Origin of the sequence: Pelagibius sp. (genome assembly GCF_028281305.1) — a bacterium.
Classification (GTDB): domain Bacteria; phylum Pseudomonadota; class Alphaproteobacteria; order Kiloniellales; family Kiloniellaceae; genus Pelagibius.
In genome coordinates this window covers 76222-102787 of sequence record NZ_JANQKD010000015.1, presented here as the reverse complement: position 1 = coordinate 102787, position 26566 = coordinate 76222, and the positions used below count along the sequence as shown (strand labels likewise).

At 68.5% G+C, this 26566-nt stretch carries 22 protein-coding genes; 14 read left to right on the top strand and 8 right to left on the bottom strand.

What is annotated here, in order from left to right:
* Nucleotides 1-135: 135 nt before the first annotated feature.
* The 8 genes from sucC to Q0982_RS03700 all read left to right on the top strand — a co-directional run bounded on the left by sucC (nucleotide 136) and on the right by Q0982_RS03700 (nucleotide 10028).
* A complete protein-coding gene (gene sucC / locus Q0982_RS03735) occupies nucleotides 136-1311 on the top strand; it encodes an ADP-forming succinate--CoA ligase subunit beta (protein WP_299391846.1) in 1176 nt (391 codons plus the stop codon).
* A complete protein-coding gene (gene sucD / locus Q0982_RS03730) occupies nucleotides 1311-2189 on the top strand; it encodes a succinate--CoA ligase subunit alpha (RefSeq protein WP_299391843.1) in 879 nt (292 codons plus the stop codon). Before sucC ends, sucD begins: the two co-directional genes overlap by 1 nt.
* 267 nt (nucleotides 2190-2456) lie before the next feature.
* Entirely contained in the window at nucleotides 2457-4160 is a 1704-nt protein-coding gene (locus Q0982_RS03725) for an NAD(P)H-dependent oxidoreductase subunit E (protein ID WP_299391841.1), read from the top strand.
* Nucleotides 4157-6940 carry a formate dehydrogenase subunit alpha gene (gene fdhF, locus Q0982_RS03720; protein ID WP_299391838.1) on the top strand — a complete coding sequence of 928 codons (2784 nt, stop codon included), beginning with the start codon at nucleotides 4157-4159 and terminating at the stop codon, nucleotides 6938-6940. The genes Q0982_RS03725 and fdhF overlap by 4 nt, the downstream gene beginning before the upstream one ends.
* Before the next feature lie 276 nt (nucleotides 6941-7216).
* Entirely contained in the window at nucleotides 7217-7951 is a 735-nt protein-coding gene (locus Q0982_RS03715; protein WP_299391836.1) for an alanyl-tRNA editing protein, read from the top strand.
* Nucleotides 7948-8697, top strand: a complete 750-nt coding sequence (locus Q0982_RS03710; protein ID WP_299391833.1) for an SDR family NAD(P)-dependent oxidoreductase — start codon at nucleotides 7948-7950, stop codon at nucleotides 8695-8697. The genes Q0982_RS03715 and Q0982_RS03710 overlap by 4 nt, the downstream gene beginning before the upstream one ends.
* Nucleotides 8698-8720: 23 nt before the next feature.
* Nucleotides 8721-9569, top strand: coding sequence for an AraC family transcriptional regulator (locus Q0982_RS03705; protein ID WP_299391832.1), 849 nt, complete (start codon nucleotides 8721-8723; stop codon nucleotides 9567-9569).
* 30 nt (nucleotides 9570-9599) lie between these two features.
* Complete coding sequence (locus Q0982_RS03700) at nucleotides 9600-10028, top strand: tetratricopeptide repeat protein (protein ID WP_299391829.1); 429 nt, start codon at nucleotides 9600-9602, stop codon at nucleotides 10026-10028.
* On the opposite strand, the gene Q0982_RS03695 is transcribed toward Q0982_RS03700, so the two are convergent.
* Complete coding sequence (locus Q0982_RS03695) at nucleotides 10006-10854, bottom strand: GNAT family N-acetyltransferase (RefSeq protein WP_299391828.1); 849 nt, start codon at nucleotides 10852-10854, stop codon at nucleotides 10006-10008. The two genes, Q0982_RS03700 and Q0982_RS03695, sit on opposite strands and share 23 nt — an antisense overlap.
* Nucleotides 10855-10984: 130 nt before the next feature.
* Here Q0982_RS03695 and Q0982_RS03690 point away from each other — a divergent pair, with 130 nt between their 5' ends.
* A complete protein-coding gene (locus Q0982_RS03690) occupies nucleotides 10985-12004 on the top strand; it encodes a histone deacetylase family protein (protein ID WP_299391826.1) in 1020 nt (339 codons plus the stop codon).
* Nucleotides 12005-12094: 90 nt separating this feature from the next.
* Here Q0982_RS03690 and Q0982_RS03685 read toward each other — a convergent pair whose 3' ends face one another.
* Complete coding sequence (locus tag Q0982_RS03685) at nucleotides 12095-13255, bottom strand: PQQ-dependent sugar dehydrogenase (RefSeq protein ID WP_299391825.1); 1161 nt, start codon at nucleotides 13253-13255, stop codon at nucleotides 12095-12097.
* Nucleotides 13256-13534: 279 nt separating this feature from the next.
* On the opposite strand from Q0982_RS03685, the gene zwf reads away from it, so the two are divergent.
* The 5 genes from zwf to pgi all read left to right on the top strand — a co-directional run bounded on the left by zwf (nucleotide 13535) and on the right by pgi (nucleotide 19925).
* The gene (zwf, locus tag Q0982_RS03680; protein WP_299391822.1) at nucleotides 13535-15010 is read left to right on the top strand and encodes a glucose-6-phosphate dehydrogenase; all 1476 of its coding nucleotides are present in this window, start codon (nucleotides 13535-13537) and stop codon (nucleotides 15008-15010) included.
* Nucleotides 15010-15717 (top strand): 6-phosphogluconolactonase, encoded by a 708-nt coding sequence (gene pgl, locus Q0982_RS03675; protein ID WP_299391819.1) that lies wholly within the window; start codon nucleotides 15010-15012, stop codon nucleotides 15715-15717. Before zwf ends, pgl begins: the two co-directional genes overlap by 1 nt.
* Before the next feature lie 65 nt (nucleotides 15718-15782).
* Nucleotides 15783-17609 (top strand): phosphogluconate dehydratase, encoded by a 1827-nt coding sequence (edd, locus tag Q0982_RS03670; RefSeq protein WP_299391817.1) that lies wholly within the window; start codon nucleotides 15783-15785, stop codon nucleotides 17607-17609.
* Nucleotides 17606-18244: a bifunctional 4-hydroxy-2-oxoglutarate aldolase/2-dehydro-3-deoxy-phosphogluconate aldolase gene (eda, locus tag Q0982_RS03665; protein WP_299391815.1), complete on the top strand. Its 639-nt coding sequence runs from the start codon at nucleotides 17606-17608 to the stop codon at nucleotides 18242-18244. Before edd ends, eda begins: the two co-directional genes overlap by 4 nt.
* A 25-nt stretch (nucleotides 18245-18269) precedes the next feature.
* Nucleotides 18270-19925: a glucose-6-phosphate isomerase gene (pgi, locus tag Q0982_RS03660; protein ID WP_299391813.1), complete on the top strand. Its 1656-nt coding sequence runs from the start codon at nucleotides 18270-18272 to the stop codon at nucleotides 19923-19925.
* A gap of 405 nt (nucleotides 19926-20330) precedes the next feature.
* On the opposite strand, the gene Q0982_RS03655 is transcribed toward pgi, so the two are convergent.
* The 6 genes from Q0982_RS03655 to Q0982_RS03630 all read right to left on the bottom strand — a co-directional run bounded on the left by Q0982_RS03655 (nucleotide 20331) and on the right by Q0982_RS03630 (nucleotide 26449).
* On the bottom strand, nucleotides 20331-20702 hold the full coding sequence (locus Q0982_RS03655) for a glyoxalase superfamily protein (RefSeq protein WP_299391811.1): 372 nt from the start codon (nucleotides 20700-20702) through the stop codon (nucleotides 20331-20333).
* A 23-nt stretch (nucleotides 20703-20725) separates the two neighbouring features.
* Nucleotides 20726-21472: an SDR family NAD(P)-dependent oxidoreductase gene (locus Q0982_RS03650; RefSeq protein WP_299391808.1), complete on the bottom strand. Its 747-nt coding sequence runs from the start codon at nucleotides 21470-21472 to the stop codon at nucleotides 20726-20728.
* A 16-nt stretch (nucleotides 21473-21488) separates the two neighbouring features.
* Complete coding sequence (locus Q0982_RS03645) at nucleotides 21489-22478, bottom strand: LysR family transcriptional regulator (RefSeq protein ID WP_299391806.1); 990 nt, start codon at nucleotides 22476-22478, stop codon at nucleotides 21489-21491.
* Between the two features lie 68 nt (nucleotides 22479-22546).
* The gene (locus Q0982_RS03640; protein ID WP_299391803.1) at nucleotides 22547-23149 is read right to left on the bottom strand and encodes a sarcosine oxidase subunit gamma; all 603 of its coding nucleotides are present in this window, start codon (nucleotides 23147-23149) and stop codon (nucleotides 22547-22549) included.
* Nucleotides 23142-26150 carry a sarcosine oxidase subunit alpha family protein gene (locus Q0982_RS03635; RefSeq protein ID WP_299391801.1) on the bottom strand — a complete coding sequence of 1003 codons (3009 nt, stop codon included), beginning with the start codon at nucleotides 26148-26150 and terminating at the stop codon, nucleotides 23142-23144. Before Q0982_RS03635 ends, Q0982_RS03640 begins: the two co-directional genes overlap by 8 nt.
* Nucleotides 26147-26449 carry a sarcosine oxidase subunit delta gene (locus Q0982_RS03630; RefSeq protein ID WP_299391798.1) on the bottom strand — a complete coding sequence of 101 codons (303 nt, stop codon included), beginning with the start codon at nucleotides 26447-26449 and terminating at the stop codon, nucleotides 26147-26149. Before Q0982_RS03630 ends, Q0982_RS03635 begins: the two co-directional genes overlap by 4 nt.
* Nucleotides 26450-26566: the final 117 nt, after the last annotated feature.

Genomic DNA, 26566 nt, shown 5'->3' with positions numbered 1-26566 from the left:
CGGGGGAGAAAGGGATTGCCGTTGCCGGGCTTCTGGTATACCATATGCCAGAAAATGAGATGCTTGGCGCGTAAGCTAAGAGACTTTGCTTACAGCGTTATTATCCAAAGATAAATCGGATAGGGCGGGCGGACCATGAACCTTCACGAACATCAGGCAAAAGAGATCCTTGGGCGCTACGGCGTTCCAAGCCCGGCCGGCAGTCTGGTCTCCCGGGCCGACGCCGCGGCGGCGGCGGCCAAGTCGCTCGGCGGGTCGAGTTGGGCGGTCAAGGCCCAGATCCATGCCGGGCTCCGGCACGATGCCGGCGGCGTTCGCCTGGTGTCCGGTACAGAGGCCGCAGCGACTGCGGCGAGTGAGCTCCTCGGCAAGCGTCTGGTAACGCCGCAGACCGGCCCAAGCGGCAAGCTGGTGCGCTCGGTCTACATCGAGCAGGCGGTGGGCGCCGCGCGCGAACTCTACCTCGCGATCCTCATCGACCGCAGCCAGGGGCGGGTGGCCTTTCTGGCCTCGCGCACAGGCGGCAGCGACATCGAACAGCGCGCCCAGGCGGAGCCGGGGTCGCTGCGGCACCTGGCGGTCGACGGCGATCACGGTTTCGACCTGCAGGCCGCTGCCGGCCTGGCCGCGGATCTGGGCCTTGAAGGCCGGGCCGCATCCCAGGCGGTGGAGATCATGGCGGCCCTCTACAAGGCGTTTCTGGAACTGGATGCCAGCCTTATCGAGATCAACCCGCTGGCACTGACTCACGAAGGCAGCCTGACCGCGCTCGATGTCAAGATGGTCCTCGACGACAACGCACTCTTCCGCCACAAGGATCTGGCGGCCCTGCGCGACGTTGAGGAACTGGATCCGACGGAGCTGGAAGCCCAGCGTTTCGCCCTGAACTACGTCCACCTCGACGGCAACATCGGCGTCATGGTGAACGGCGCCGGCCTGGCGCTGGCGACCCTGGACCTGCTGAAACAGCGGGGCGGCGCGCCGGCAGACTTCATGGACATCCGGCCGGAGGCCAGCCGCGACCAGGTGGCCGAAGGCTTCCGTCTGCTGCTGCGCAACCAGGACATCGACGCCATCCTGGTGAACGTTTACGGCGGCGGCATTCTGCGCTGTGACACGGTGGCGGAGGGAATTGCCGCGGCCTGCAGGTCGGAGGGGCTGCGTGTGCCGCTCATCGTCAGGGCCGCTGGGACCAACGGCGAACTGGCCCGCAAGACTCTGATGGCCCAGGGCGTTGCCTTCACGCCGGCGAGTTCCATCGGTGCAGCGGTGGCTTCGGCCGTTGAGGCCGCGGGCCGGGAGGCGGCGTGATGGCCATTCTCGTCGACAGCGCCACCAAGGTCATTTGCCAGGGCTTCACCGGCCGTCAGGCCAGCTACCACATGGAACGGGCGATCGCCTACGGGACCCAGGTGGTGGGCGGCGTTGTGCCCGGCAAGGGGGGCAGCCGCCACCTCGGTCTGCCGGTCTTCGACCGCGTGGCCGATGCGGTCGCGGCCACCGGCGCCACTGCCTCTGCGGTCTTTGTGCCGCCGGCCTCGGCCGCCGAGGCGATCATTGAGGCCATCGATGCCGAACTGCCGCTGATCGTCTGCGTGACCGAGCGTATTCCGGTGCTCGACATGGTGCGGGTGAAGCGCCGTCTCGAAGGCTCCGCCAGCCGGCTCATCGGCCCCAACTCGCAGGGCATCCTCAATCCGGGGCGCTGTAAGATCGGCGTCATGCCGGCGCATCTGGAACGGCCCGGGCGGGTGGGCATCGTCTCGCGTTCCGCCTCGCTCACCTCGGAAGTGGTGGAGCAGGTCTCGGCCCAGCGTCTCGGCCAGTCGACTTCCGTCGGCATCGGCGGCGATCCCGTCCATGGCCTGGGCTTCGTCGACTGCCTGGAGCTCTTCTTCCGCGACCCGGACACCGATTGTGTCGTTCTGCTGGGAGAGATCGGCGGCAGCGAAGAAGAGGAGGCGGCGGCCTTTCTCCGCTCCCAGCGGGTGCCCAAGCCGGTTGTGGCCTACGTGGCCGGCCTCGCCGCACCGACCGAGCGGCGCATGGGTCATGCGGGGACGGTGAACGTCTTCGGCCAGGGCGGCGCGGCGGAGAAGATCGAGTCCCTGCGCGGCGCCGGTGTGACTGTGGCCGAGTCCGTCGCGGAGATCGGACAGACGGTCCGCCAGGCCCTGAAGGCGGCCTGATGGCGCGGCCAGGAGAGCGCCATCAGCTCTGGTTCGAACAGTCGCGCGGTTGCGCGTCGCTTCTCCGCAGTTTCGTCGCGGAAAAGGTCGGTTCTGGTCAACTTTTAGCCGCTCTAAGCAGGTTGATTCCGTTTAGAAAACGCTGGAATCCGATCTATTCTGGTCCTTGGCTGCCCTCCCGGCCGTCGGGGAGCACGAAGCCACCTAAAACAAGGGTCGCCGAGCCCAGGGCAACGGCGGCTTATTTATTGGTTCGGAGGCAGATCGATGCCAGAGGGAACGCCGCGCCCGTTTGAGCGGCAGATACACCCGGGCTCGGGCCGGCGCAAAGCCCCCCTGACGCCCAAAGGTCGCCAGCTCGACATCGAAGCGCTGGCCGAGGTTCAGGCGTTGCTGGGCGAGCGCCCGCGCCGGGCCGACCTGCTGATCGAACACCTCCACCTGATCCAGGACGCCCACGGTCATCTCTCGGCGCGTCATCTGCGCGCTTTGGCGGAGGAGATGAACCTGCCCATGGCGGCCGTTTACGAGGTGGCTTCCTTCTATGCCCACTTCGACATCGTGCTGGACGGCGAGGCGCCACCGCCGCCGCTGACGATCCGGGTCTGCGAGTCCATCACCTGCGAGATGATGGGCGCCCAGGACCTGCTGCAGGCGCTGCCCCAGGAAGTGGGTGAGCAGGTGCGCGTCGTTCCGGCCCCTTGCATGGGACGGTGCCATTGCGCTCCGGTGGCCGAGGTCGGCCACCGTCACATCGATCACGCGACCTTGGAGAACCTCTCGGCGGCGGTGCAGGACGACCACCATCCCGTCATCCCGGACTACACGGATTACGACGGCTATACCGCGGAAGGCGGCTACGCCCTCCTGCGCGCCTGCCTGGCGGGCAAGCGGACGCCGGAAGAGCTGGTCGAAGCGCTGTCCCACGCCGGTCTGCGCGGCCTCGGCGGCGCCGGTTTTCCCACCGGCAAGAAGTGGGAGATCGTGCGCGGCTACCTCGGCCCGCGCCTGATGACCATCAACGGCGACGAGGGCGAGCCCGGCACCTTCAAGGACCGGCACTATCTGGAAACCGATCCGCACCGCTTCCTGGAGGGCGCCCTGATCGCCGCCTGGGCGGTGGGCTGCGAGCGCTGCTACATCTACATGCGCGACGAGTATCCGGCGGTGCTGGAGATCCTGCGGCGGGAGATGGCAAAGCTGGACGCGGCGGGTCTCACCGAGCATTGCCCGCTCGAGCTGCGGCGCGGCGCCGGGGCCTACATCTGCGGCGAAGAGTCGGCGATGATCGAGTCCATCGAAGGCAAGCGCGGTCTGCCGCGCCACCGCCCGCCCTACATCGCCGAGGTCGGGCTCTTCGGCAAGCCGACCCTGAACCAGAATGTCGAGACCGTGTACTGGGTGCGGGACATCGTGGAGAAGGGCGCCGAGTGGTTCGCCGGGCATGGCCGCAACGGCGGCAAGGGGCTGCGCTCCTACTCCGTTTCCGGCCGAGTCAAGTCGCCGGGCGTGAAGCTGGCGCCCGCCGGGATCTCGGTCCAGGAATTGATCGAGGAGTTCTGCGACGGCATGGCGGAGGGGCATGCCTTCCATGCCTACCTGCCGGGCGGTGCGTCCGGCGGCATCCTGCCGGCCTCTATGGGTGATGCGCCTCTAGAGTTCGGGGCGCTGGACAAATTCGGCTGCTTCGTCGGTTCCCATGCCGTGGTCGTGCTCTCCGACAAGGACGATGTGAAAGCAGCAGCGCTGAACCTCATGCGCTTCTTCGAGGACGAGTCCTGCGGTCAGTGCACGCCCTGCCGCAACGGCACCGAAAAGGCGGTGAAGCTGATGCGCGAGGAGCGTTGGGACGTGCCCTTGCTTGAGGAACTCGCAGTGGTGATGCGCGATGCCTCCATCTGCGGCCTCGGCCAGGCGGCGCCCAATCCTCTGTCCTGTGTCCTCAAGTATTTCCCGGAGGAACTGAAATGAGCCTGCAGGAAGCGAGCCAGACCATCCAATTCACCCTCGACGGACGAGAGGTCGAGGCCTTTCCCGGGGAGACCATCTGGCAGGCCGCGGAGCGTGCCGGCACGCGCCTGCCGCACCTCTGCTACAGCCCGGAGCCGGGCTACCGCTCTGACGGCAACTGCCGCGCCTGCATGGTGGAGATCGAGGGCGAGCGGGTCCTCGCAGCCTCCTGCATCCGCGAGCCGCGCGACGGCATGGTGGTGACTTCGGCCAGCGAACGGGCGGAGAAGGCCCGGGCCATGGTCTTCGAGCTGCTGGTCGCCGACCAGCCGGCGCGCGAGACCTCCCACGATCCGGAGAGCAAGTTCTGGCACTGGGCCGCCGACCTGGACGTAACCGAAAGCCGCTTTCCGGCCCGCGAGACCTGGGCGCCCGATGTCAGCCATCCGGCCATGGCGGTGCATCTGGACGCCTGCATCAACTGTAATCTCTGTGTGCGCGCCTGCCGTGAGGTCCAGGTCAACGACGTCATCGGGATGGCCTACCGCGGCCATGGCTCCAAGGTGATCTTCGACTTCGACGACGCCATGGGCGAGTCGACCTGTGTGGCCTGCGGCGAGTGCGTTCAGGCCTGCCCCACCGGCGCGCTGATGGAATCCAGCCTGCTGGACGAGAAGGGGACCCGGGTCCACTTCGAGGACCGCTCGGTGGACACGCTCTGCCCCTACTGCGGGGTGGGCTGCCAGACCAAGGTCCACGTGAAGGACGACAAGATTCTCTACATCGACGGGCGCGACGGGCCGGCCAACCAGAACCGGCTCTGTGTGAAGGGCCGCTTCGGCTGGGACTACATCTACAGCCCGCACCGCCTGACCAAGCCGCTGATCCGCCGCGACGACGTGCCCAAGAAATGGGACGATCAGGTCGATCCGGCGAACCCCTGGACTCATTTCCGCGAGGCGAGCTGGGAGGAGGCCCTGGACCGGGCCGCCGACGGCTTGAAGACGGTCTATGAGGCGAAGGGCCCGTCCGGCCTTGCCGGCTTCGGCTCGGCCAAGGGCTCCAACGAGGAAGCCTACCTCTTCCAGAAGCTGATCCGCACCGCCTTCCATACCAACAACGTCGACCACTGCACCCGGCTCTGCCACGCCTCTTCGGTGGCGGCGCTGATGGAGGGCATCGGCTCCGGCGCCGTCACCGCGCCCTTTACGGCGGCCAAGGACAGCGACTGCATGATCATTATCGGGGCGCGGCCGGAGCAGAACCATCCGGTGGCCGCCACCTTCCTGAAGAACGCGGCCAGGCGCGGTGCCAATATCATCGTCATGGACCCGCGCAAACAGCAGATCGACCGCTACGCCCATACGCATCTGCAGTTCAAGCCCGGACAGGACGTGGCGCTCCTCAACGCGATGATCCACACCATCATCGAGGAGGGCTTGACCGACCAGCAATACATCCAGGCCCATACCAGCGGCTTTGAAGACCTGAAGACCATGGTGCAGGACTTCTCGCCGGAGGCCATGGCAGAGGTCTGCGGCATCGACGCGGCGACCATCCGCGAGGTGGCGCGGCTCTACGCCCGCAGCGAGCGCTCCATCATCTTCTGGGGCATGGGCATCTCCCAGCACGTCCACGGCACCGACAACTCCCGCTGCCTGATCGCGCTTACCATGATCACCGGCCATGTCGGCCGCCCGGGCACCGGCCTGCATCCCCTGCGTGGCCAGAACAACGTCCAGGGTGCTTCCGACGCCGGCCTCATCCCCATGGTCTACCCCGACTATCGGTCGGTGGAATTGGAGGAGGTGCGCAAGGAGTACGAGGCGTTCTGGGACACAAAGCTCGATCCCAAGCGCGGGCTGACGGTGGTGGAAATCGTCGATGCCATCATCGCCGATCAGATCACGGGCATGTACATCATGGGCGAAAACCCGGCGATGTCGGATCCCGACCAGGCCCATGCCCGCCAGGCCCTCGCCAAGCTGGAGCATCTGGTGGTGCAGGACATCTTCCTGACGGAGACCGCCTGGCACGCCGACGTCATCCTGCCGGCCTCGGCCCATGCCGAGAAGTGGGGCAGCTTCACCAACACCAACCGTGAGGTCCAGGTCGCCCGCCCGGTCGCAGCGCCGCCGGGCGAAGCGCGTCAGGACTGGGAGCTGATCCAGGAACTGGCAACCCGCCTGGGGCTGGACTGGTCCTACACGCACCCGAGTGATGTCTTCGCCGAGATGACCGAGGTCATGCCGTCGCTGGCCAACATCACCTGGGACCGGCTGGTGCGCGAGGATGCGGTCACCTATCCGGTGGACGCGCCGGACAAGCCCGGCAACGAGATCCTCTTCGCCGAAGGGTTCCCGACCAGCGATGGCCGCGCCAAGATCGTGCCGGCGGGGCTGGTGCCGCCGGACGAGCTGCCGGACGCCGACTACCCCCTGGTGCTGACCACCGGGCGAATGCTGGAGCACTGGCACACCGGCGCCATGACCCGCCGGGCCAGCGTGCTCGACAGCCTGGAGCCGGAGGCGGTGGCCAGCCTGCACCCGCGCCAGCTTTCGGCCATGGCGCTGAACGCCGGCGATACGGTGAAGGTCAGCACGCGGCGCGGCGAGATCGCGCTCACCGTGCGTGCCGACCGCGACGTGCCGGAGGGCATGGTCTTCATCCCCTTCTGCTTCAACGAGGCGGCGGCCAACATGCTGACCAATCCGCAGCTTGACCCCTTCGGCAAGATTCCGGAGTTCAAGTTCTGCGCCGCCAGGGTCGAGAAGATCGAGGCCTTCGTCGCCGCGGAGTAGCGGCGGGCGGTCAGCCGGAGGCCCACGGCGCATCCTTCGGGGCTTCGCTGCGCTGCGCACCTCAGGATGAGGTCAGCGTCCGACATTGGGTCAGGCCTCATGCTGAGGAGGGCCGACGGGCCCGTCTCGAAGCATGGTTGGGACAACGGTCTCCACCATGGAGGCCTTGTGCAGGCCGGCCTCATTTATCGGGACGGCAAGATTCGCCAAGATCGCCGCGGACCTCCATGGTGTGCTGCTGCATAGTCGTGCTCAGCAACACCTTAGGAAGAACATATGGCAGCTTACCTCTGCCACGAGGCGCCCGATCTCCTGACCCATGAGGCCGAGGTGGTGGACAGCCGCCCAGGAGCGGTCGTGCTCAGCCGATCCGCCCTCTACCCCGGTGGCGGCGGGCAGCCGACCGACCGCGGAACGCTCGCCTGGAAGGGCGGAGAGACGGCCATCACCGGCGTCGAACAGCAGGGCAGCCGGCTCTGGCACCTCTTGGCGGAATCGGTCGAGATCAGCGGGCCGGTGGAACTGCGGGTCGATCCCGACTTCCGGTTTCTGATGCAGCAACTCCACACCGGGCTTCACATCGTCAACGCCCTGGCGTTTCAGGCCTTCGACGGTGCCCTGGTCACCGGCGCAAACATGACGGGCGACCCCGTCAGCGGGGGCGGCACGGCGCGCATCGATCTCGACCTGCCCGGCGCCGACAATCAGCGCCTGCGGGAAATGGAGGCGACCATCAACGACATCATCGCCCAGGACCTGCCGGTGAACACCTTCTCCCTGCCGATGGCCCAGGCGGCGCAGGAGCCGGGCACCTTGCGCTCCAAGGCGGTGACACCCCCCGCCCAGCCGGATGGCACGGTGCGCATCGTCGAGATTGCCGGGCTTGACCGCCAGGCCTGTGGTGGGACCCATCTGTCTTCGACCGGTGAGTCCCGGCCACTGCGCATCCTGAAGGTCGAGAACAAGGGGCGACACAACCGCCGCGTCAAGCTCGGCCTCGCCGATCTATGACCGCTGGGTCATTCTCGGGAAAGCGGGTGCTGGTCACCGGTGCCACCTCCGGCATCGGCCGGGCGACGGCGCTGGCCTTTGCGCGGGCCGGCGCGGCAGTGCTGATCTCTGGCCGCGATGCCGCGCGGGGGGCGGAGGTCGTCGCCGCTGCCGAGGGAGCGCTGACCTTTCTGGCCGCGGACCTGAGCGAAGCCGCGGCGGTGACGGCTCTCGTGGACTCGGCTGCCGACCATCTTGGCGGACTCGACATTGCCTTCAACAATGCTGGTTTTCAGGAGCGCCGCGCCCTGCTGGCGGATCAGCCGGCGGAGACCTACGACACCGTTTTCGACACTAACCTGCGTGCCGTCTTTCTGGCCATGCAGGCGGAAATCCGCATCATGCTGGCCGCGGGCGGCGGCGTCATCGTCAACAACGCCTCGGTCAGCGGTCTGCGCAACCCGAACCCGGGGCTGGCGCTCTACAGTGCCTCCAAGGCGGCGGTGCTTTCGCTCACGCGCTCGGCGGCCATGGAGTATGCCGGTGAGGGCATCCGCATCAACGCGGTCTCGCCCGGGCGGGTCGAGACGCCGATGATGCTGGCGGCCGGCGTCGGCGACCGGGCGACGGTGGCGGCGGGGCTGCCGGCCGGGCGTCTGGGCCGGCCTGAGGAGGTGGCCGAGGCGGTGCTGTGGCTGGCGTCCGGGCAGGCGGCCTTCGTCTGCGGCCACAATCTCTGCGTTGATGGCGGCTTTCTTTCCGCCTAGCGAAGGGGCACAGTAGGGAAGTCATGGCACGGACAAGGACACGCAGGACAGACGCCAACCGTTGCCGCCTCTGGGGCGATGCAGCGGTTCCCGGCATGCTGCTGATGCAGGCCGACTTCACCAGCCACGAGTTCACCCCCCATGTGCACGATGAACTCGTCATCGCGGCGACCGAGCGGGGCGGCGCCGTCTTCGACAGCCGTGGCGTGTCGGATCAGGCGGAGGAGGGAACGCTGCTGGTGTTCAATCCGGGTGAGCCGCATGCGGGGCGTATGGGGCGCAGCGATCGCTGGCGGTACCGGGCCTTCTATCTGAACCGCCAGGCTCTGGACCGTGTCGGCGCGGATCTGGAACTCGCGCCGGGCAGGTTTCCGGCCTTCCTCACCAACAAACTGCAGGACCGCAACCTCTTCGCCGCTTTCCGCCGCGTCCATGCTGCCTCGGAGGGAGAGGCCTCGGTGCTGGAGCGCGAGTCCGGCCTGCTCGATGCCATGGCCACGCTTTACCGGCGCCACGGCAGTCCCTCTGCGCAGGAGCAGCGGCTCGCCGACGAGCGCAGCCGGATCGGGCGCGTCGTGGAGTTCCTGCGCGCCAACTATGGCGACTCGGTGAAGCTGGAACAGTTGGCAGTCGTGGCGGAGATGAGCGCCTTTCATCTGGTGCGCAGTTTCAAGAAGGAAATGGGGCTGCCGCCCCATGTCTATCTGACCCAGTTGCGCCTGCAGGAAGCCCGGCGTCTGTTGTCGGAGGGCGCCGGCATTGCCGACACCGCGGCGATGACCGGGTTCTATGACCAGTCGGCCCTGACCCGCCACTTCAAGCGGGTCTACGGCATCACGCCCGGGCAGCTCGTCAACGCCGTATCCCACTAGCGAGGCGGCCCGGAAGGGGCCGGCGGCAGGATGTCCGGGGATCACGCTACACTGAAGGCTTTGCAGACGGCGCTCCAGGATACTCCGGAGGACCCGGCTCTGCGCCTGATCCTGGTGCGGGCGGCCGCGGATCTTGGCGAGGTCGAGCTGGCCCTCGCCAGCCTGGAGCCGCTTTCCCCCGAACAGGTCGAAAAGCTGGAGGACCGGGTCTTCGTGGCCGAATTCCTGTTGGACGAAGGCTGTTCCGAGGCCGCGCTCGACTGGGTTTTCGGGACCGAGACGCCGGAAGCCGCCCTGCTGCGGGCCCGCCTTCTGCTGGATCTCGGGCGGGTGGACGAGGCGGCGGAGATCTACGCCCGCGCTCTGGCGGCCAGTCCGTCGCTGGAGGACCGTGCGCTGGAAAAACGCCTCGAAGGCCGCGTTGTCCGCTTCCCCCTCAGCCGAGCTCGAAGGTCGTGATTCCGAAGGTGCGCTCCAGCGGCAGCTTGGGGGCGGGGCCGCGGTACATCCGGGCGGTCTCGAAGACCGGCGTCATGCTGTAGCTTTCGGCCAGGCGAACCGCCGCGCCATTGGGTTGAGGCGGGTCGAGAAAAACGGGTTCTCCCTTGGTCTCCGCTGCCAGGCTGCGAAACAGCAGGTCCGCGCGTTCCCGGTCGTCGGCAAAGAGCGGCCCGACCTTGAAGCCCTCGTGGCAACGGCGCAGCACGCCGTAGCCGCGCACCGCGCCGTCCTCGACCAGAACCGAACCGAAGCGCACATCACTGCGCTGAAGCCAGTTCCTCAGGAAGTCCGCGCGCGGTGCCGGGAAGAAGGGTTGGTCGTAGGTCATGATGGCCTCGACCTCTTCGGGCCCGATGGTCCGCAGGCGCGGGTCTTCCGGGGCTGCGCAGTCGACCCGGCCCCCATAGCGCACGTTGCGATGCTCCAGAACGAAGCCTTCCTTGCGGTAGTTCTCCTGCTGGTCGACCACGCCGTCGAGCCCGATGGTCCGCTCTCCCAGGCGTGCGAGGCCGGCCTGCCAGAGCCGGTAGCCGATGCCTTCCCCGCGACGCTCCGGGCGGCAGATGTAGAATCCCAGGAAGCCGAAGGCCTCGCCGTAGGCGACGACCGAGATGGAGGCGAGGGGCTGGCCGTCCTCGAAGGCCATCAGATAGCCCGCGGGATCGCAGGCATAGAAGCAATCGCCGTCGGCGAGCCCCGGGTTCCAGCCTTCCGCCCGCGCCCAGGAAACCGCGGTTTCGAACTCCTGCCGGCTGATCGGCCGGATCTCCAAAGATGCTGCCATGGCGGCGTCCCTTGCGTTTGCCCGGGCGGTTTCGGCTTGACGCTTGCCAAGCGCTCCCACCACTGTCTCTACGGTCCGGGCGCAATCATATCAGGGGAATCGCCCGGGGGAGGACTTTGGGGGGCTGTCGATGAAGGCTTTTTACGATCCGCGGCACGCGGATCATCATCCGCAATTCTTCCTGGTGCGCGGCCAGCTGCGCAACAGTACGGAGGTACCGGCGCGGGCCGACCAGCTTCGGGAGGGCCTGGAACAGGCCGGCCACAAGCTGCGCCCGCCGCGGCGCTTCGGCCTCGATCCGGTGCGCGCGGTGCACACCGCCGAGTATCTGCGCTTTCTCGAAGAGGCGCCGGCCGCTTGGGCCGCCTTGGGCGATGCCTCGGCGGAGATCATCTCCAACGTGCACCCGAACCGGCATGAGGCCGGCGGCTATCCGGACTCCATTATCGGACGGGCCGGCTGGCACATGGCCGACACCGCCTGCCCCCTGGGGCCGGAGACCTACGCCGCCGCGCTCAGCGCCGCCGATGTCGCCCTGACCGCGGCCGATGCCGTGTTGTCCGGCGAGCGGGCTGCCTATGCCCTCTGCCGCCCGCCGGGTCATCATGCCTATGCCGACATGGCCGGCGGTTTCTGCTTTGTCAACAACTCGGCCGTCGCCGCGCAGTACCTCAGCCGGCACAGCAAGCGGGTGGCGGTGCTCGACGTCGACCTGCATCACGGCAACGGCACGCAGGGCATCTTCTGGCAGCGCGGCGACGTGATGACCATTTCCGTTCATGCCGACCCGGCGCAGTTCTACCCTTTTTTCTGGGGCTATGCGGGGGAGCGCGGCTCGGGGGAGGGCGAGGGCGCCAACCTGAACCTGCCTTTGGCGCTCGGCACCGGCGACGAGGGTTTCCTGACCGCGTTGGAGGTCGCGGCCGAGGCCTTGCACGGTTTCGCCCCCTCCTACCTTGTCGTCGCGCTCGGGCTCGATGCGTCGGAGGACGACCCCTTCGGCGGGCTGGCTATCACCACCGACGGCTTTGCCCGCATCGGCGCCGCCATCGACGGCCTCGGCCTGCCCACTGTGCTGGTGCAGGAGGGCGGTTACCTGTCGCCGGTGCTCGGCCGAAACCTGGCCGCGGTGCTGGCAGCCTTCGCGTAGCGCGGCCTTGGTGCACGGACGCAGAGGGAAAGGGACGCTGCGGCGTCCGCGCAGCGCCCTCGTTGTCGCCGGATTACGGTCGACCGCTCTTCAGCTTGCCGGCTCCAGGCGCAGCAGTTGTCCGTTGGAGCTGTCGGTCAGGACATAGAGGTAGCCGTCCGGACCGTTGCGGACGTCGCGGATGCGCTCGTTCAGCCCGGTCAGCAGGCTTTCCTGGCCGACCACCTGGCCGCCTTCCATTTCCAGGCGTCGCAGGTGCAGGTGCGCCAGGGCGCCGATGAAGAGGTCGCCCTGCCACTGCGGGAACTTGTCGCCGTCGTAAAAGGCCATGCCGCTGGGGGCGATGGAGGGGTCCCAGTAGACGACCGGCTGCTCCATGCCCGGCGCTTCGGTCTTGTCGGTGATGATGGCGCCGCTGTAGTCGATGCCGTAGGTGATCACCGGCCAGCCGTAGTTGGCGCCGGCCTTCACGAGGTTCAGTTCGTCGCCACCGCGCGGCCCGTGCTCATGGGACCAGATCTCGCCGCTCTCAGGGTGCAGGGTCATGCCCTGCACGTTGCGGTGGCCGTAGGAGAAAATCTCCGGGAGCGCACCCGCCTGGCTGAGGAAGGGGTTGTCCTCCGGCACGCTGCCGTCGTCGTTCAGGCGGATGACGGTGCCGATATGATTCTCGAGGTTCTGGGATTCCCGGATCTGGCGGCGGTCGCCGAGGCTGATGAACAGCTTGCCGTCACGGTCGAAGACCAGGCGCGAGCCGAAGTGGCCGGTGCCGCCGGACTTGGGCGTGGCGCGGAAAATCACCTCGACATCCTGCAGGGCCATGCCGTCGAGCCGCCCGCGCGCGACTTCGGTGCTGGCACCGCCCTCCCCGGGGCCGGCGTAGGAGAGGTAGATGAGGCCGTTTTCCGCGAAATCCGGGTGGACCGCGACATCCAGCAGGCCGCCCTGGCCGCGCGCGGCCACTTCGGGCACGCCGGCAACGGGGCCGGATTCCAGCCTGCCGTACTTGAAGAGGCGCAGGTCGCCGCTGCGCTCGGTGATCAGCATGCCGCCATCGGGCAGGAAGGCGAGGCCCCAGGGATGGTCCAGACCCTCGGTCAGCGGGACGACCTTGAAGTCCGCCTGCTCCGACTGCTCGGTCATCTCGGCGGACTGAGCTGGGACCGCCGCTACTGCCGTGAGGGCCAGGAGGCCGGCCGAAACCAGGGCCAGTTCGTCCCACCGAAGCGTTGCTGCCTTGATCCGCCGCATGCCTGCCTCCTGTTATGTTGTGTGCTCGCGCGAAAGCCTGTTGCTGCATGACATGGGGCCAGACCCGCGCTGCATCAACGGCCCTGCGGCCAGGTTTTCTTGTGCAGCGCGGAAATCGGCCATTGGCAAGCGGGGTCCCAATCGGGTATGAACGGCACATTCCTCAACTAGGTTGAGTTAGTCGCTTGGGCGTTGTGCGACCGTGTTTCGCCTGCAACGGCTCCAGATGCCTCGGTGAGGACCGGAATCCTCAGCCTCTCTGCCTCTCGGGAGCGCGCCTTGACCGCACAGACCATCCCCGTCGACCCCTTTGAGCTGATCGTCTTCGGCGGCACCGGCGACCTGGCTTACCGCAAATTGCTGCCGGCCCTTTTTCAACGCGACCGGGCCGGACAGATCGTCGGCCCGAGCCGCATCCTCGCCGTCTCGCGCCGGGAGATGACCGACGAGGCCTTCAAGGCGGCGACCCGGGAGGCCATTGAGCGTTTCGTTGCCCCGGAAGACCGCACGGAAGACGAGGTAGCGCGCTTTCTGGGGCGGGTCGCCTATGCCCCGGTCGACGGGACCGGGGAGGCCGGATGGTCCGACCTCAAGGCGCGCCTGAACGGCGATTCCGATCTGGTGCGGGCCTTCTACCTGGCGGTGAACCCCGATCTCTTCGGGCCGATCTGTCAGAACATCGGCAAGGCCGGTTTGATTCACGGCAACACCCGCGCGGTGATCGAAAAACCCATCGGCAAGAATTTCGACACTGCCCAGGTGGTGAACGGCGCGGTGGGCGCGGTCTTCGACGAACATCAGATCTTCCGCATCGACCACTACCTGGGCAAGGAGACGGTGCAGAACCTGATGGCGCTGCGCTTCGCCAACGCGCTTTTTGAGCCGCTTTGGAATGCCGCCCATATCGACCACGTACAGATCACCGTGGCCGAGAGCATCGGTGTCGAAGGCCGCGGCGGCTACTACGACACCGCCGGCGCGCTGCGCGACATGGTGCAGAACCACATTCTGCAGCTTCTCTGCCTGGTCGCCATGGAGCCGCCGATGTCCATGGACGCCGACGCGGTGCGCGACGAAAAGCTGAAGGTGCTGAAGGCGCTGGAGCCCATCGACGGCGGCAATGTCGACCGCATGACCGTGCGCGGCCAATACGGCGCCGGCGCCTCCGCCGGCGGGGCCGTACCGTCCTACGCGGAAGAGATCGGCAGCGAGGGTTCGGCGACCGAAACCTTCGTCGCCGTAAAGGCCGAGATCGCCAACTGGCGCTGGTCCGGGGTGCCATTTTATCTGCGTACCGGGAAGCGGTTGGCGGAGCGGGTGTCGGAGATCGTCGTCGCCTTTCGTCCGATTCCCCATTCGATTTTCGACGGCGGCGCGGGCGGCATCGTGGCCAACCGCCTGGTCATCCGCCTGCAGCCCGACGAGGGCGTGAAGCTCTGGCTGATGATCAAGGACCCGGGCCCCGGCGGCATGCGCCTGCGTCACGTGCCGCTCGACATGTCCTTCGCCCAGGCCTTCGGCGGGCGCAATCCGGATGCCTACGAGCGCCTGTTGATGGATGTGATCCGCGGCAACCCGACGCTCTTTATGCGCCGCGACGAGGTCGACGCCGCCTGGCACTGGGTCGATCCCATCCTTGCCGCCTGGCGTTCCGCCGGGGACAAGCCCAAGGCCTATACCGCGGGTACTTGGGGCCCCAGCGCCTCCGTCGCCCTGATCGAGCGCGACGGGCGCACCTGGCACGAGGAAGCCTAGTGGCCGAGCCGTTCCCCACGCGCCATGACTATGCGGATGCGGAGGCCCTGGCCGCCGCTCTGGCCGATGCCGTGGCTATGCGGCTGAGATCTGGAATCGACGCGCGTGGGGCCGCGTCCCTGGCCCTTTCGGGCGGGCGCACGCCGGGGCGTTTCTTCGCCGCGCTCTCCGGGGCCGAGCTGGACTGGGCCAGGGTCTCGGTCACGCTGGTGGACGAACGCTGGGTGCCGGCGGATCACGAGCGCTCCAATGAAGGTTTTCTGCGCCGCGGTTTGCTTCAGAACAAGGCGGCTGCCGCGGCCTTCATCGGCCTTGTGAACGAAGCCGCCACGCCGGAGGACGGCGCGCCCGCCATCGCTGCCCGCATCGCCGCGCTGCCGCTGCCCTTCGATGCCGTGGTGCTGGGCATGGGCGGCGACGGGCATACGGCCTCTTTCTTTCCCGGCGGCGACCGGCTGGCCGAAGCGCTCGACCCCGACACCAAGGCGCTGGTCTTGCCGATGCGGGCCGAAGGTGCCGGCGAGCCGCGGATCACCCTGACTTTGCCCGTGGTGGCTGCCGCCCGGGCGGTCTATCTTCATATCGAGGGGGCGGAAAAGGCGGTGGTGCTGGAGACGGCGCTGGGAAGCGGGCCCGCGGAAGACCTGCCGGTCCGCGCCGTGCTGCGCCATCCGGCCGCCGCGCCGGAGGTGTTCTGGTGCCCCTGAAGCCGCTGATGAAGCCGCCGGTGAAGCGGCGGTGAGCGGTTCGTGAGACAACAAGGAGAGCGTCGATGACCCTGCACGATCGCGTTGCCGCGGTGACCGCGCGCATTCAGAAGCGCAGCAGGCCCAAACGGTCGGCCTACCTGGACCGCATCCGCCGTGCCGGCGAGGGTGGGCCGCGGCGCACCACGCTGTCCTGCGGCAACCTGGCCCACGGCTTTGCCGCCTGCGGCCTGTCCGACAAGGCGGCGCTGAAGGATGACGTCGTCCCGAACCTGGGGATCGTCACCGCCTACAACGACATGCTCTCCGCCCACCAGCCCTTCGAGCGTTTCCCTGAATTGATCAAAGAGGCGGCGCGGGAGGCCGGCGGCGTCGCCCAGGTGGCCGCCGGCGTGCCGGCGATGTGCGACGGCGTCACCCAGGGCCAGCCGGGCATGGAGCTGTCGCTGTTTTCCCGCGACGTGATCGCACTCTCCGCCGCCGTCGGCCTGTCGCACAACATGTTCGACGCTGCGGTCTTCCTGGGGGTCTGCGACAAGATCGTCCCGGGGCTGGTGATCGCCGCGCTGTCCTTCGGGCATCTGCCGGCGATCTTCGTGCCCGCCGGGCCCATGCCCTCCGGCATGCCCAACGATGAGAAGGCGCGTATCCGCCAGCTCTATGCCGAGGGCAAGGTCGGCCGCGACGAGCTGCTGGAAGCGGAGTCCAAATCCTACCACGGCCCCGGCACCTGCACCTTCTACGGCACAGCCAACTCCAACCAGATGCTGATGGAGATCATGGGGCTCCATCTGCCCGGCGCTTCCTTCGTCAACCCCAACACGCCGCTGCGCGACGCACTGACAGCCGAGGCCACCAAGCGGGCGCTGTCCATCACGGCCCTCGGCAATGCCTACACGCCCGCCGGCGAGGTGATCGACGAGCGCGCGGTGGTGAACGGCGTCGTCGGTCTGCATGCCACCGGCGGTTCCACCAATCACGCCATGCACCTGGTGGCCATGGCGGCTGCGGCGGGCATCGATCTCACCTGGGACGACCTCTCGGAGCTTTCCGACGTCGTGCCGCTGATGGCGCGGATCTACCCCAACGGCCTGGCCGATGTGAATCACTTCCACGCCGCGGGCGGGATGGGCTTCCTGATCTCCGAACTGCTGGACGCCGGGCTGCTGCACGGCGATGTCACCACCGTCTGGGGGCAGGGGCTCGATCTCTACCGCCAGGAGCCCAGGCTCGGCGACGACGGCAGCGTCACCTGGCAGCCTGCCGCCACCGCCAGCCATGACGAAGCGGTCCTGGCGCCGGTCGCCAAGGCTTTCTCGCCCAACGGCGGCCTGAAGGTGCTGGACGGCGATCTTGGAAGGGCCGTCATCAAGGTCTCCGCGGTGAAGCCGGAACGCCACGTGATCGAGGCACCGGCAGTGATCTTCCATTCCCAGGACGCCCTCATGGCTGCCTTCAAGGCCGGCGCGCTGGAGAAGGACTTCGTGGCCGTGGTGCGTTTCCAGGGACCGCAGGCCATCGGTATGCCGGAGCTGCACAAGCTCACCCCGCCGCTGGGCGTCCTGCAGGACCGTGGCTTCAAGGTCGCGCTGGTGACAGACGGGCGCATGTCCGGGGCCTCCGGCAAGGTGCCGGCGGCGATCCACGTGACGCCGGAGGCTGCCTCCGGCGGCCCCATCGCAAGGCTGCGTGACGGTGACGTCGTGAAACTCGATGCCGTGGCCGGGACCCTGACGGTCGACGTGCCGGCAGAGGAATGGAGCGCGCGCGAGCTGGCGAGCGAGGATCTCTCCGCCAGCCATGTCGGCTTGGGCCGGGAACTCTTTGCGCCTTTCCGCGCGGCCGCGGGCCCGGCCGATCTGGGCGCCCATGTTTTTGGAGCGGGCCTATGACCGGGAACCAGGGGGGGATCGAGGCGGTTCTGAAGCTGGCGCCGGTGGTGCCGGTGCTGGTGATCGACGATGCGGCCTCTGCCGTGCCTTTGGCGCGGGCGCTGGTGGCCGGTGGGTTGAAAGCCATCGAGATCACCTTCCGCACGCCGGCTGCGGTCGATGCGGTCAAGGCGGTGGCGCAGGAGGTCGAAGGCGCGGTGGTCGGTGCGGGGACCGTCCTCAACGCCGATCAGTTGGCCCAGGCGGTGGATGCCGGTGCCCGCTTCATGGTTTCCCCCGGCGCCGCGCCGCGCCTGCTGGCCGCAGCGGCGGACTGCGAGGTCCCTCTGCTGCCGGGCGCGGCCTCGGCCAGCGAAGCCATGGCCCTGCTGGAGCACGGTTATCGCTTTCAGAAGTTCTTTCCCGCCGAGCCGGCGGGCGGCGTTGCTTACCTGAAGTCCCTGGCTTCGCCGCTGTCGGCCATCCGCTTCTGCCCGACCGGCGGCATCGCGCGGGACAGTGCCGGGAGCTATCTGGCCCTGCCGAACGTGGTCTGCGTCGGCGGGTCCTGGGTGGCGCCCGGCGACAAGGTGGCGGCGGGCGACTGGGCGGCCATCGAAGCCCTGGCGCGCGACGCTGCCGGCCTCTCGGCCTGACACTTCCAAACAGAAGGATCCCCCCATGACGACAGCAGCCCTTGCCGCGGCCTGGGACGATCTGCGCGGCCATCAGGCGCAGATGAAGGACCGCCATATGCGCGATCTCTTCGCCGAGGACCCGGAGCGCTTTGACCGCTTTTCCCTGCGCCTCGACGATCTGCTGCTCGACTATTCCAAGAACCGCATCGTCCCGGCGACGATGGAGAAACTGCTGGCACTGGCGGAAGTGGCAGGGATCGAGGCCGCCCGCGACGCCATGTTCGCCGGTGACAAGATCAATCTGACGGAGGGGCGGGCGGTTCTGCACACGGCCCTGCGCAACCGCAGCGACCGAGCAGTGATGGTGGACGGACGCGACGTGATGGGCGACGTCCGCGCCGTGCTGGGCGCCATGGCGGAGTTCGCGAACGGCGTTCGCGACGGCGGCATCGCCCCGGCCGGCGGCGGGCGCTTTACCGACGTGGTCAATATCGGCATCGGCGGTTCCGACCTGGGGCCGGCCATGGTCTACCGGGCGCTCAAGCCCTACGGCCACGAGGACATCACCTGTCACTTCGTCTCCAACGTCGACGGGGCCCACCTGGCGGACACGCTGCGGGGCCTCGATCCCCGGCGTACCCTGATCCTGGTCGCCTCCAAGACCTTCACCACCCAGGAGACCATGACCAACGCCCGCTCGGCGCGTGCCTGGCTGGTGGCCGATCTCGGCGAAGCGGCCGTGGCGCAGCACTTCGCCGCGCTCTCCACGAACCTTGAAGCCGTCGCCGCCTTCGGCATCGATCCGGCCCGGGCCTTCGGGTTCTGGGACTGGGTCGGCGGGCGCTATTCGGTCTGGTCGGCCATCGGCCTGCCGGTGATGATCGCCATCGGGCCGACCCGCTTCGCCGAGTTTCTGCAGGGCGCTTATGAGATGGACGAGCACTTCCGCAGGGCGCCGCTGGCCGAGAACCTGCCTGTGGTGATGGCGCTGCTGGGGGTCTGGTACCGCAACCTCTGGGGCTTCGGCGCCCAGGCTGTGTTGGCCTACGACCAGCGCCTGGAACGCTTTGCCGCCTACCTGCAGCAGCTCGACATGGAATCCAACGGCAAGCGCGTGACCCGGGGCGGGGAGGCGGTCGCCCAGGCAACCGGCCCGGTGGTCTGGGGCGAGCCCGGCACCAACGGACAGCACGCCTTCTATCAGCTGCTACACCAGGGCAGCGACATCATCCCCTGCGACTTCCTGGCGGCGGCCGAGGCGCAGGAGGCGGTGGAGGGCACCTTCGGCGTCCATCACCCCATGCTGCTCGCCAACTGCCTGGCCCAGAGCGAAGCCATGATGCGCGGCCGTACGGCGGAGGAAGCCGGCGCCGAACTGAGGGCGGCTGGTCTCGCCGCCGAGGCGGTTGCGGCGCTCACGCCCCACAAGGTCTTCCCCGGCAACCGCCCCAGCAACACGCTGCTTTACAAGACTCTCGATCCCCGCACCCTGGGCCGCCTGATTGCCCTCTACGAACACAAGGTCTTCGTCCAGGGCCGCATCTGGGACATCAATTCCTTCGACCAGTGGGGCGTGGAACTGGGCAAGCAACTGGCCGGCGAACTGCTGCCCATGGTCAAAGGCGAGGCCGCCATAGAGGGCCGCGACGCCTCGACCCTCGGCCTGCTGAACGCGATCGCCAAGCTGCGCGGCGGCTGAGGAGCCGGATACCTAGCCCCGCTGTCATCCTCGGGCCCGTCACGGGGATCCATGGGGCCGCTTAGGCTGCGCTCGGTGCCGTGGAAGGCAGCCCGTTCCTTGATGGCAGACGGCTTCCGGCGGAAACGATGTCACCCCCCTCCCGACCTCCCCCCATCAAGGGGGGAGGGGAATTTGTATGCGGCTTCAATTAGGTCCCCCTCCCCCTTCGACGGGGGAGGGCTGGGGTGGGGGTGACAGTGTCGCCACGGCGAGCCGACCGCCGCTACACTTCCGCTTTCCGGTCTATCACCAGAACCCTTGACGCGAGCACTACAAAGCACGCCACTTCGGCAAGTGGCAACAGGCTCAACCGGATCGCATTGAAACAGGTTCGAGCGCGACGGACTGTGCAGGCGGATTGCCCTACTGCGGCGGGCTGGAGAAAGCGAGGCGGTTGCCGAAGGGGTCGGTGAGCAGGATCTCCCGCGTGCCCCAGGGCTTTTCCTCCGGTGCACCCGGCTTGCCGTATTTGTAGTCCTTGGCGCGCAGCGCGGCGGCGAAGCCGTCGATGTCGTCGCAGACGATGCGCAGGTGGCTGCCGGGCGTCGCATCGCCATGATGCTCCGAAAGATGCAGCACGCAGTCGCCGCGGGAGACCTGCAGGTAGATCGGGAAATCGTCGCCGAAGCGATGCTCCCAGTCGACGGCGAAGTCCAGCCAATCGACATAGAACTCCCGCGCTTTCGCTTCGTCGAAGATGCGCAGGACCGGGGTGGGGTGGGAAAGACCGGACACGGCGATTGCTCCTGTATTGCTCCTCAGAAGGCCGCGGCGCCGCCGTCGACCGGGATGATGGCGCCGTTCACGTAGGCGGCGGCGTCGGAGGCCAGGAAGAGCGCCATGGCCGCCACTTCCTCGGGCTGGCCCGGACGCACGCCGCCCCACTGCGCGCCCGGTTCCTCGGTCATGCCGAGCCCGCGGGTGCGTTCGGTCAGCACCGGGCCCGGCGCGATGGCGTTGACGCGGATGCCCTGCGGTCCCCACTGCAGGGCCATCGCCTTGGTGAGGGCGACGATCCCGCCCTTGGCGGCGGAGTAGGCATCCGCACCGGAGGTGCCCTTCATCGCGCGGATGGACGTCGTGTTGATGATCGATCCGCCGCCGGAGGCCTTGATGTGCGGCAGGGCGAAGCGGCCGGTGAGGAAACTGCCGTAGAGATCGACCGAGATCGTGCGCCAGAACTCCTCCAGCGGCATATCGACGAGGCTGCCGTCGTGCGCGGTGGCGCCGCCGGCGTTGTTGTAGAGCACGTTCAGCCCGCCGAAGCGCTCCACCGCCTGCCCGACCGCCGCTTCGACCGCCTCCGGCTGGGCGATGTCGCATTCGATGAAGAGGCACGTGCCGCCCGCGGCCTCTGCTGCCGCAGCGCTGCGCTCCCCCGCCGCGCGGTCAATCTCCAGGATGGCTACCTCGGCACCTTCCTGGGCGAAGAGGATCGCAGCCGCCGCGCCGATGCCGTTGCCGCCGCCGGTGATGATCGCGCGCTTTCCGTCTAGGCTTCCCATGCTTTGCTACGTCTCTCTATGAATACGGTTGGGCGGCGGCAGCCGGCTCTTCCGGCCAGACGATATCCTCGGCCAGCCAGGGCAGGGCGGCGAAGAGCTCCGGCAGGCAGCGCTCTTTCAGGATGCGGCGGATGGCGGCGGCCAGGACCTCGGTGGTGGTGCCGAGATCGCCGCGCCGGGCGACCAGCGCAATGGGGCGGGAGAAGCGCCCGCGGGTCATGGGCTCGACCCTCAGGCGCTCCAGCCGGCCGCGTTCCTGCAAGAGGCAGAGCGGCGTCGAGAGTGACCAGCCCATGCCGTCGCCGACGGCGGTGAGCTGGCTCGCCGCCGTGTCGAACTCGGCGCCGATGGGCACGGAAAGACGCAGGCGGTTCAACTGCCCTTCGATCTGGCGGCCGATGGCCGAGCGCAGGGAGTAGCGCACGAAGGGCAGATCGGTCATCGCTTCCAGCGGCTCCACCGGGCCCTGGTAGCTTGCCGGCAGCACCAGCACGAAGGGCTCGGTCAGGATCGGCAGGGACTCCAGGCCCTCGATCCCGTCCAGCTCGTCGGTGGTGGTGACCACGGCGTCCACCGTGCGGTTCATAAGTGCTGCGTGGTTGTCGGGCGAGATGCCGGCCCAGATGCGCCAGCGCCTGGCGAGAGCACGCTGCTCAGCCACCAGCGCCGGGCCCACCGCATTGGCGAGGCTGTCGGCCATGGCAAGGGTGAGGCTGCTGAGCGGTTCCGACTGGCCCGCGCGCAGGCTGCGCAGCAGGTCGCCGGCCTCGGCCAGCATCACCCGCCCGCGTTCGTAGAAGGTGGTGCCGGCGGCGGTCAGCGCCAGCGGCCGGACGGCGCGGTCGAAGAGCGGAGTCCCCAGCGCGTCTTCAAGATTGCCGACGATCTGGGAGACGGTGGACTGGGTCAGGCCAAGCTGCTTGGCCGCCGGCGTCATGCCGCCGGTTTCCGCCACCATCACGAAGACACGGATGGCCTTTAGATCAAAGCCTTGTGGAAGATCCATGAGAAAACAGTCGAAGCGGTTCCCGGGTCTTCGCGCCGCTTCGCGGCCATGCGGTTACACGCTGGCTCCTAGACCTTGGCGGGCGGATCGACGCGATAGCCGGTCTCGGCCGCCGCCTCGGTCAGCCAGTCCCAGAACGATAGCGCGAAGCCGCGGAAGACATAAAGGTCGAAGCTGTCTGGCGAAACCCGCCGCACCAGCACGCCCACTTCGTGGATCGCCGACTGGGCCACCTCCAGAGGCGGGAATCGCGCCGGGTCCAGGTCGATGGCGAGACCCTTGGCGAGCACCCAGGCCGCCTGCGGCCCGGCGATGCGCACCACGCTGCGGGCATGGCTGAGGTCGGTGACCGCGCCCAGCGGTGCGGGAACCCCCTCGGCGAGCTTGGCGGCGAGTGCCGGGTCCGTGCTTTCGATCAGGAAGCGACCGGGTCCGATGGCCATGATCACCGTGCCCTCCCGGGCGCTGGAGCCGGTGGCGCGCTGCGGCGGGGCGCAGTGGGTGAGGGAGGCGATCGCATCCTCAACCTGTGCCAGGGTCTCCGGCCAGGCGGCGACCTGCACCAGGCTGACGATGCGCCGCTCGGTCAGCACCACGCCCGCCTCGCCCTGGCCGGCGCCCACGACCCGGGGCTCGCTGTGGCCCTGCAGGGGAGACAACAGATCAGACATGCATCCGGCTCCCCTCGGGATCGAAGAAGTGGGAGGAGACGACCTCCACTTCGACTCTGTGGCCTTTCAGGGGATAGCTGGCGATCAGTTCCTGGCCGATGCGCTCGCGCCCGTCCTCCAGAAGGCCAAGGGCGATGTACTTCTCCAGCGCCGGGCTGTAGGTCGAAGACGTGACGTGACCCAGGCTGCGCGGCGGGCTTTCGCTGTCGTCCGCGGAGACGAGATGGGAGCCTGAACGCACCGGCTGGCCGTCGCGGGAGACGAAGCCGACGAGCTTCAGGCGCTTGGGCTCGGTCAAGCCTTCGCGGTCCAGCATGGCGCTGCCGATGTAGTCTTTCTTGCGCGAGGTCATGGCCGCGAGGCCCAGGTCTTCCGCCGTGGTGCGGCCGTCCAGTTCCGGGCCGGCCACGTGACCCTTCTCGATGCGCAGCGTTCCCAGCGCCTCGAGGCCGTAGGCGACGATGTCGTGGTCCCGGCCGGCCGCCAGGATTTTCCGCCAGACAGCCTCGCCAGAGTGCGCGCCGCAGTAGACCTCGTAGGCCAGCTCGCCGGAGAAGCTGAGCCGCGCCACGATCACCGGGATGCCGTCCAGGTGCCCCGCGCGCACGCCCATGAAGGGGAAGGCCGCGTTGGTCATGTCGATGTCGTCGAGGACGGCCGCCAGAACGTCGCGGGTGCGCGGGCCGGAGACCGCCATGGCGGCCCACTGCTCGGTGACCGAGGTGACCGCCACCTTCAGCTCCGGCCAGACCGCCGCCAGCAGGAATTCGAGTTGGGCCAGCACCGGGGCGGCGTTGGCTGTTGTGGTGGTCATGAGGAAGCGGTGTTCGCCGAGGCGCCAGGTGGTACCGTCGTCCCAGAGGAAGCCGTCCTCCCGCAGCATCAGGCCATAGCGCGCCTTGCCCTCCGGCAGCTTCAGGAAGCCGTTGGAATAGACGCGGTTGAGGAACTCCGCCGCGTCCGGCCCCTGCACGTCGATCTTGCCGAGGGTGGAGACGTCCACGATACCCACGCTCTCCCGCACCTGGCGGGCCTCGCGGATGTAGGCCTGCTCCACGGACTCGCCTTCGCGGCGGTAGACCCGCGGGCGTTGCCAGAGGCCGACCTCCATCATGTCGGCGCCCTCGGCCACGTGCCAGTCGTGCAGCGGCGTGCGCCTCAGCGGGCGGAAGTGGGCGCCGCGCGCCTGGCCCGCCAGGGCCCCGAGGCTGACCGGCGTGTAGGGCGGGCGGAAGCGGGTGGTGCCCACTTCCGGAATGGTCAGGCCGCGCTCGTGGGCCATCAGCGCCAGGCCCGCCATGTTGGAGGTTTTGCCCTGGTCGGTCGCCATGCCGAGGGTGGTGTAGCGCTTCAGGTGTTCGACGGAGCGGAAGCCCTCCCGGTGGGCGAGGCTGACATCCGAGGCCGTGACGTCGTGCTGCAGGTCGACGAAGGCCTTGCCCCCGCCCTTCGGCAGGCGGGCATCCCAGAGCGGCAGGATGCCGTCGCAGACCAACTGCTCCGTCACCGCCGGGATCGAGACCGGCGAAGGCGAGAAGCCGCAGGCGCGCGCCGCCTCGGCACCGGCGCGGGCGCCGGCGGCCAGGCAGGCCGCTGTCGCCATCTCGCCGTTGCAGGCGCCGGCGGCGATCCAGGGCTGGGCCGGCTCGCCGGGCAGGAAGGCGGCCAGGGTGTCGTCCCAACGCGCCGGGCCGCTGGCCTGGCTGGCCAGGTGGATGGTCGGCGTCCAGCCGCCGCTGACCGCCAGGCAGTCGACGGCGAGGGTTCGGGCGGCCGGGCCCTTGACGCCCGCATCGGGGTCGTAGGCGGCCAGTTCGATCCCGGTCAGCCGACGTCCGCCGAGGGCCCGCGTGACAACATGGCCGGTCAACAGTTCGGCGCCGGCCGCTTCGGCGGCGGCGCGGGCGGCTGTGCCGATGGACCGGCGCGGGTCGATCACAGCCACGACCGGAACATCGGCGGCGGCAAGGGCGTGCAGGGTGCGATAGGCGCCGTCATGGTTGGCGAAGAGGGCGACCCGGCGGCCCGGCGCGACGCCGTAGCGCTCGATGTAGACCCGTGCCGCGTCGGCCAGCATCACCCCCGGGCGGTCGTTGTCGGCGAAGACCAGGGGGCGCTCGATGGCGCCGGCGGCGATCACCAGCCGCTGGGCGCGGATGGTCCAGTGGCGCTGGCGCGGCGCGCCCTCCGGCGGCGCGGCCAGATGGTCGGCGACCCGCTCCACCGCACCGAAGGCGTTGTCGTCGTAATAGCCGTAAACCGTCGTGCGCGGCAGCAGGGTGACGTTCGGCAGGGCGGCCAGCACAGCAAGCGCCGAGCGGCACCAGGCATCGCCCCCGACCTCGCCCCCGACCTCGCCGACCGGAAGGCCGCTGCCGAGCAGGCTGCCGCCCATCTCCGCCTGTTCGTCGGCGAGGATGACCCGCGCGCCGCTGCCGGCGGCGGCCAGGGCCGCCATCAGGCCCGCCGGCCCGGCGCCTGCGATCAGCACGTCTGCGAAGGCGTTCATGTCCTCGTAGCGATCCGGGTCCGCCAACAGCGTCCCGGCACCCATACCGGCGGCCTTGCGGATGAAGTGCTCGTAAAGCATCCAGGCTTTGCGGGTCGGGCCCATGAAGGTCTTATAGTAGAAGCCGGCGGAGAGCAGCGGTCCGGCCAGACCGTTGACCGCCATCACGTCGAGGCCGAGGGAGGGCCAGCGGTTCTGGCTGCGCGCCTCCAGCCCCTCGAAGAGTTCCACGACGGGTGCCTTGCAGTTGGGCTCGCTGCGCGCGCCGCTGCGCAGGGTGACCAGCGCGTTGGGCTCCTCCACCCCGGCGGAGAAGAGGCCGCGCGGGCGATGATACTTGAAGCTGCGGCCGTAGAGTTCGACCCCGTTGGCCAGCAGCGCCGAGGCCAGGCTGTCGCCGGCGAAGCCCTGGTAGCGCTTGCCGTCGAAGGTGAAGCTGAGCGGGCGGCTGCGGTCGATCAGGCCGCCGGAGGCCAGGCGGTAGCCGCTCATGCCACGTCTTGTCCTTTGTCGCGCCGACGCTCCTCCGCCCCGGCCCAGGGGCCGACCACCTCTGCGCTTTCGATTGTGTGAGTCGCGGTGTTTCGGCGCACCTTCAGCCAAAGCCGGCAGCCCTGGGTATGGTGCCAGTACTCCAGATGGGGGCCGCGCGGATTTTCCCGCGCGAAGACATAGTCGCACCACTCCGCTGCCGAAGTGCTTCCCGGATCGGGCCGTTCCTTGGTGGCGTCGCCGCCGTAGGTGAACTCGCTCACGTCGCGCGGGCCGCAGTGGGGGCAGGGGATCAGCATCTTTTCGTTCCTTCGGCCCTCGGCATGGTTCGAGACGCCCCTGCGGGGCTCCTCACCATGAGGTTGGTTTCTTGGATTCCAGTCCTCACCCTGAGGAGGCGCGAAGCGCCGTCTCGA

Coding starts and splice junctions, on each gene's coding strand:
- sucC (WP_299391846.1), top strand. CDS start 136: ATGAACCTTCACGAACATCAGGCAAAAGAGATCCTTGGGCGCTACGGC.
- sucD (WP_299391843.1), top strand. CDS start 1,311: ATGGCCATTCTCGTCGACAGCGCCACCAAGGTCATTTGCCAGGGCTTC.
- Q0982_RS03725 (WP_299391841.1), top strand. CDS start 2,457: ATGCCAGAGGGAACGCCGCGCCCGTTTGAGCGGCAGATACACCCGGGC.
- fdhF (WP_299391838.1), top strand. CDS start 4,157: ATGAGCCTGCAGGAAGCGAGCCAGACCATCCAATTCACCCTCGACGGA.
- Q0982_RS03715 (WP_299391836.1), top strand. CDS start 7,217: ATGGCAGCTTACCTCTGCCACGAGGCGCCCGATCTCCTGACCCATGAG.
- Q0982_RS03710 (WP_299391833.1), top strand. CDS start 7,948: ATGACCGCTGGGTCATTCTCGGGAAAGCGGGTGCTGGTCACCGGTGCC.
- Q0982_RS03705 (WP_299391832.1), top strand. CDS start 8,721: ATGGCACGGACAAGGACACGCAGGACAGACGCCAACCGTTGCCGCCTC.
- Q0982_RS03700 (WP_299391829.1), top strand. CDS start 9,600: ATGTCCGGGGATCACGCTACACTGAAGGCTTTGCAGACGGCGCTCCAG.
- Q0982_RS03695 (WP_299391828.1), bottom strand. CDS start 10,854: ATGGCAGCATCTTTGGAGATCCGGCCGATCAGCCGGCAGGAGTTCGAA.
- Q0982_RS03690 (WP_299391826.1), top strand. CDS start 10,985: ATGAAGGCTTTTTACGATCCGCGGCACGCGGATCATCATCCGCAATTC.
- Q0982_RS03685 (WP_299391825.1), bottom strand. CDS start 13,255: ATGCGGCGGATCAAGGCAGCAACGCTTCGGTGGGACGAACTGGCCCTG.
- edd (WP_299391817.1), top strand. CDS start 15,783: ATGACCCTGCACGATCGCGTTGCCGCGGTGACCGCGCGCATTCAGAAG.
- eda (WP_299391815.1), top strand. CDS start 17,606: ATGACCGGGAACCAGGGGGGGATCGAGGCGGTTCTGAAGCTGGCGCCG.
- pgi (WP_299391813.1), top strand. CDS start 18,270: ATGACGACAGCAGCCCTTGCCGCGGCCTGGGACGATCTGCGCGGCCAT.
- Q0982_RS03650 (WP_299391808.1), bottom strand. CDS start 21,472: ATGGGAAGCCTAGACGGAAAGCGCGCGATCATCACCGGCGGCGGCAAC.
- Q0982_RS03645 (WP_299391806.1), bottom strand. CDS start 22,478: ATGGATCTTCCACAAGGCTTTGATCTAAAGGCCATCCGTGTCTTCGTG.
- Q0982_RS03640 (WP_299391803.1), bottom strand. CDS start 23,149: ATGTCTGATCTGTTGTCTCCCCTGCAGGGCCACAGCGAGCCCCGGGTC.
- Q0982_RS03635 (WP_299391801.1), bottom strand. CDS start 26,150: ATGAGCGGCTACCGCCTGGCCTCCGGCGGCCTGATCGACCGCAGCCGC.
- Q0982_RS03630 (WP_299391798.1), bottom strand. CDS start 26,449: ATGCTGATCCCCTGCCCCCACTGCGGCCCGCGCGACGTGAGCGAGTTC.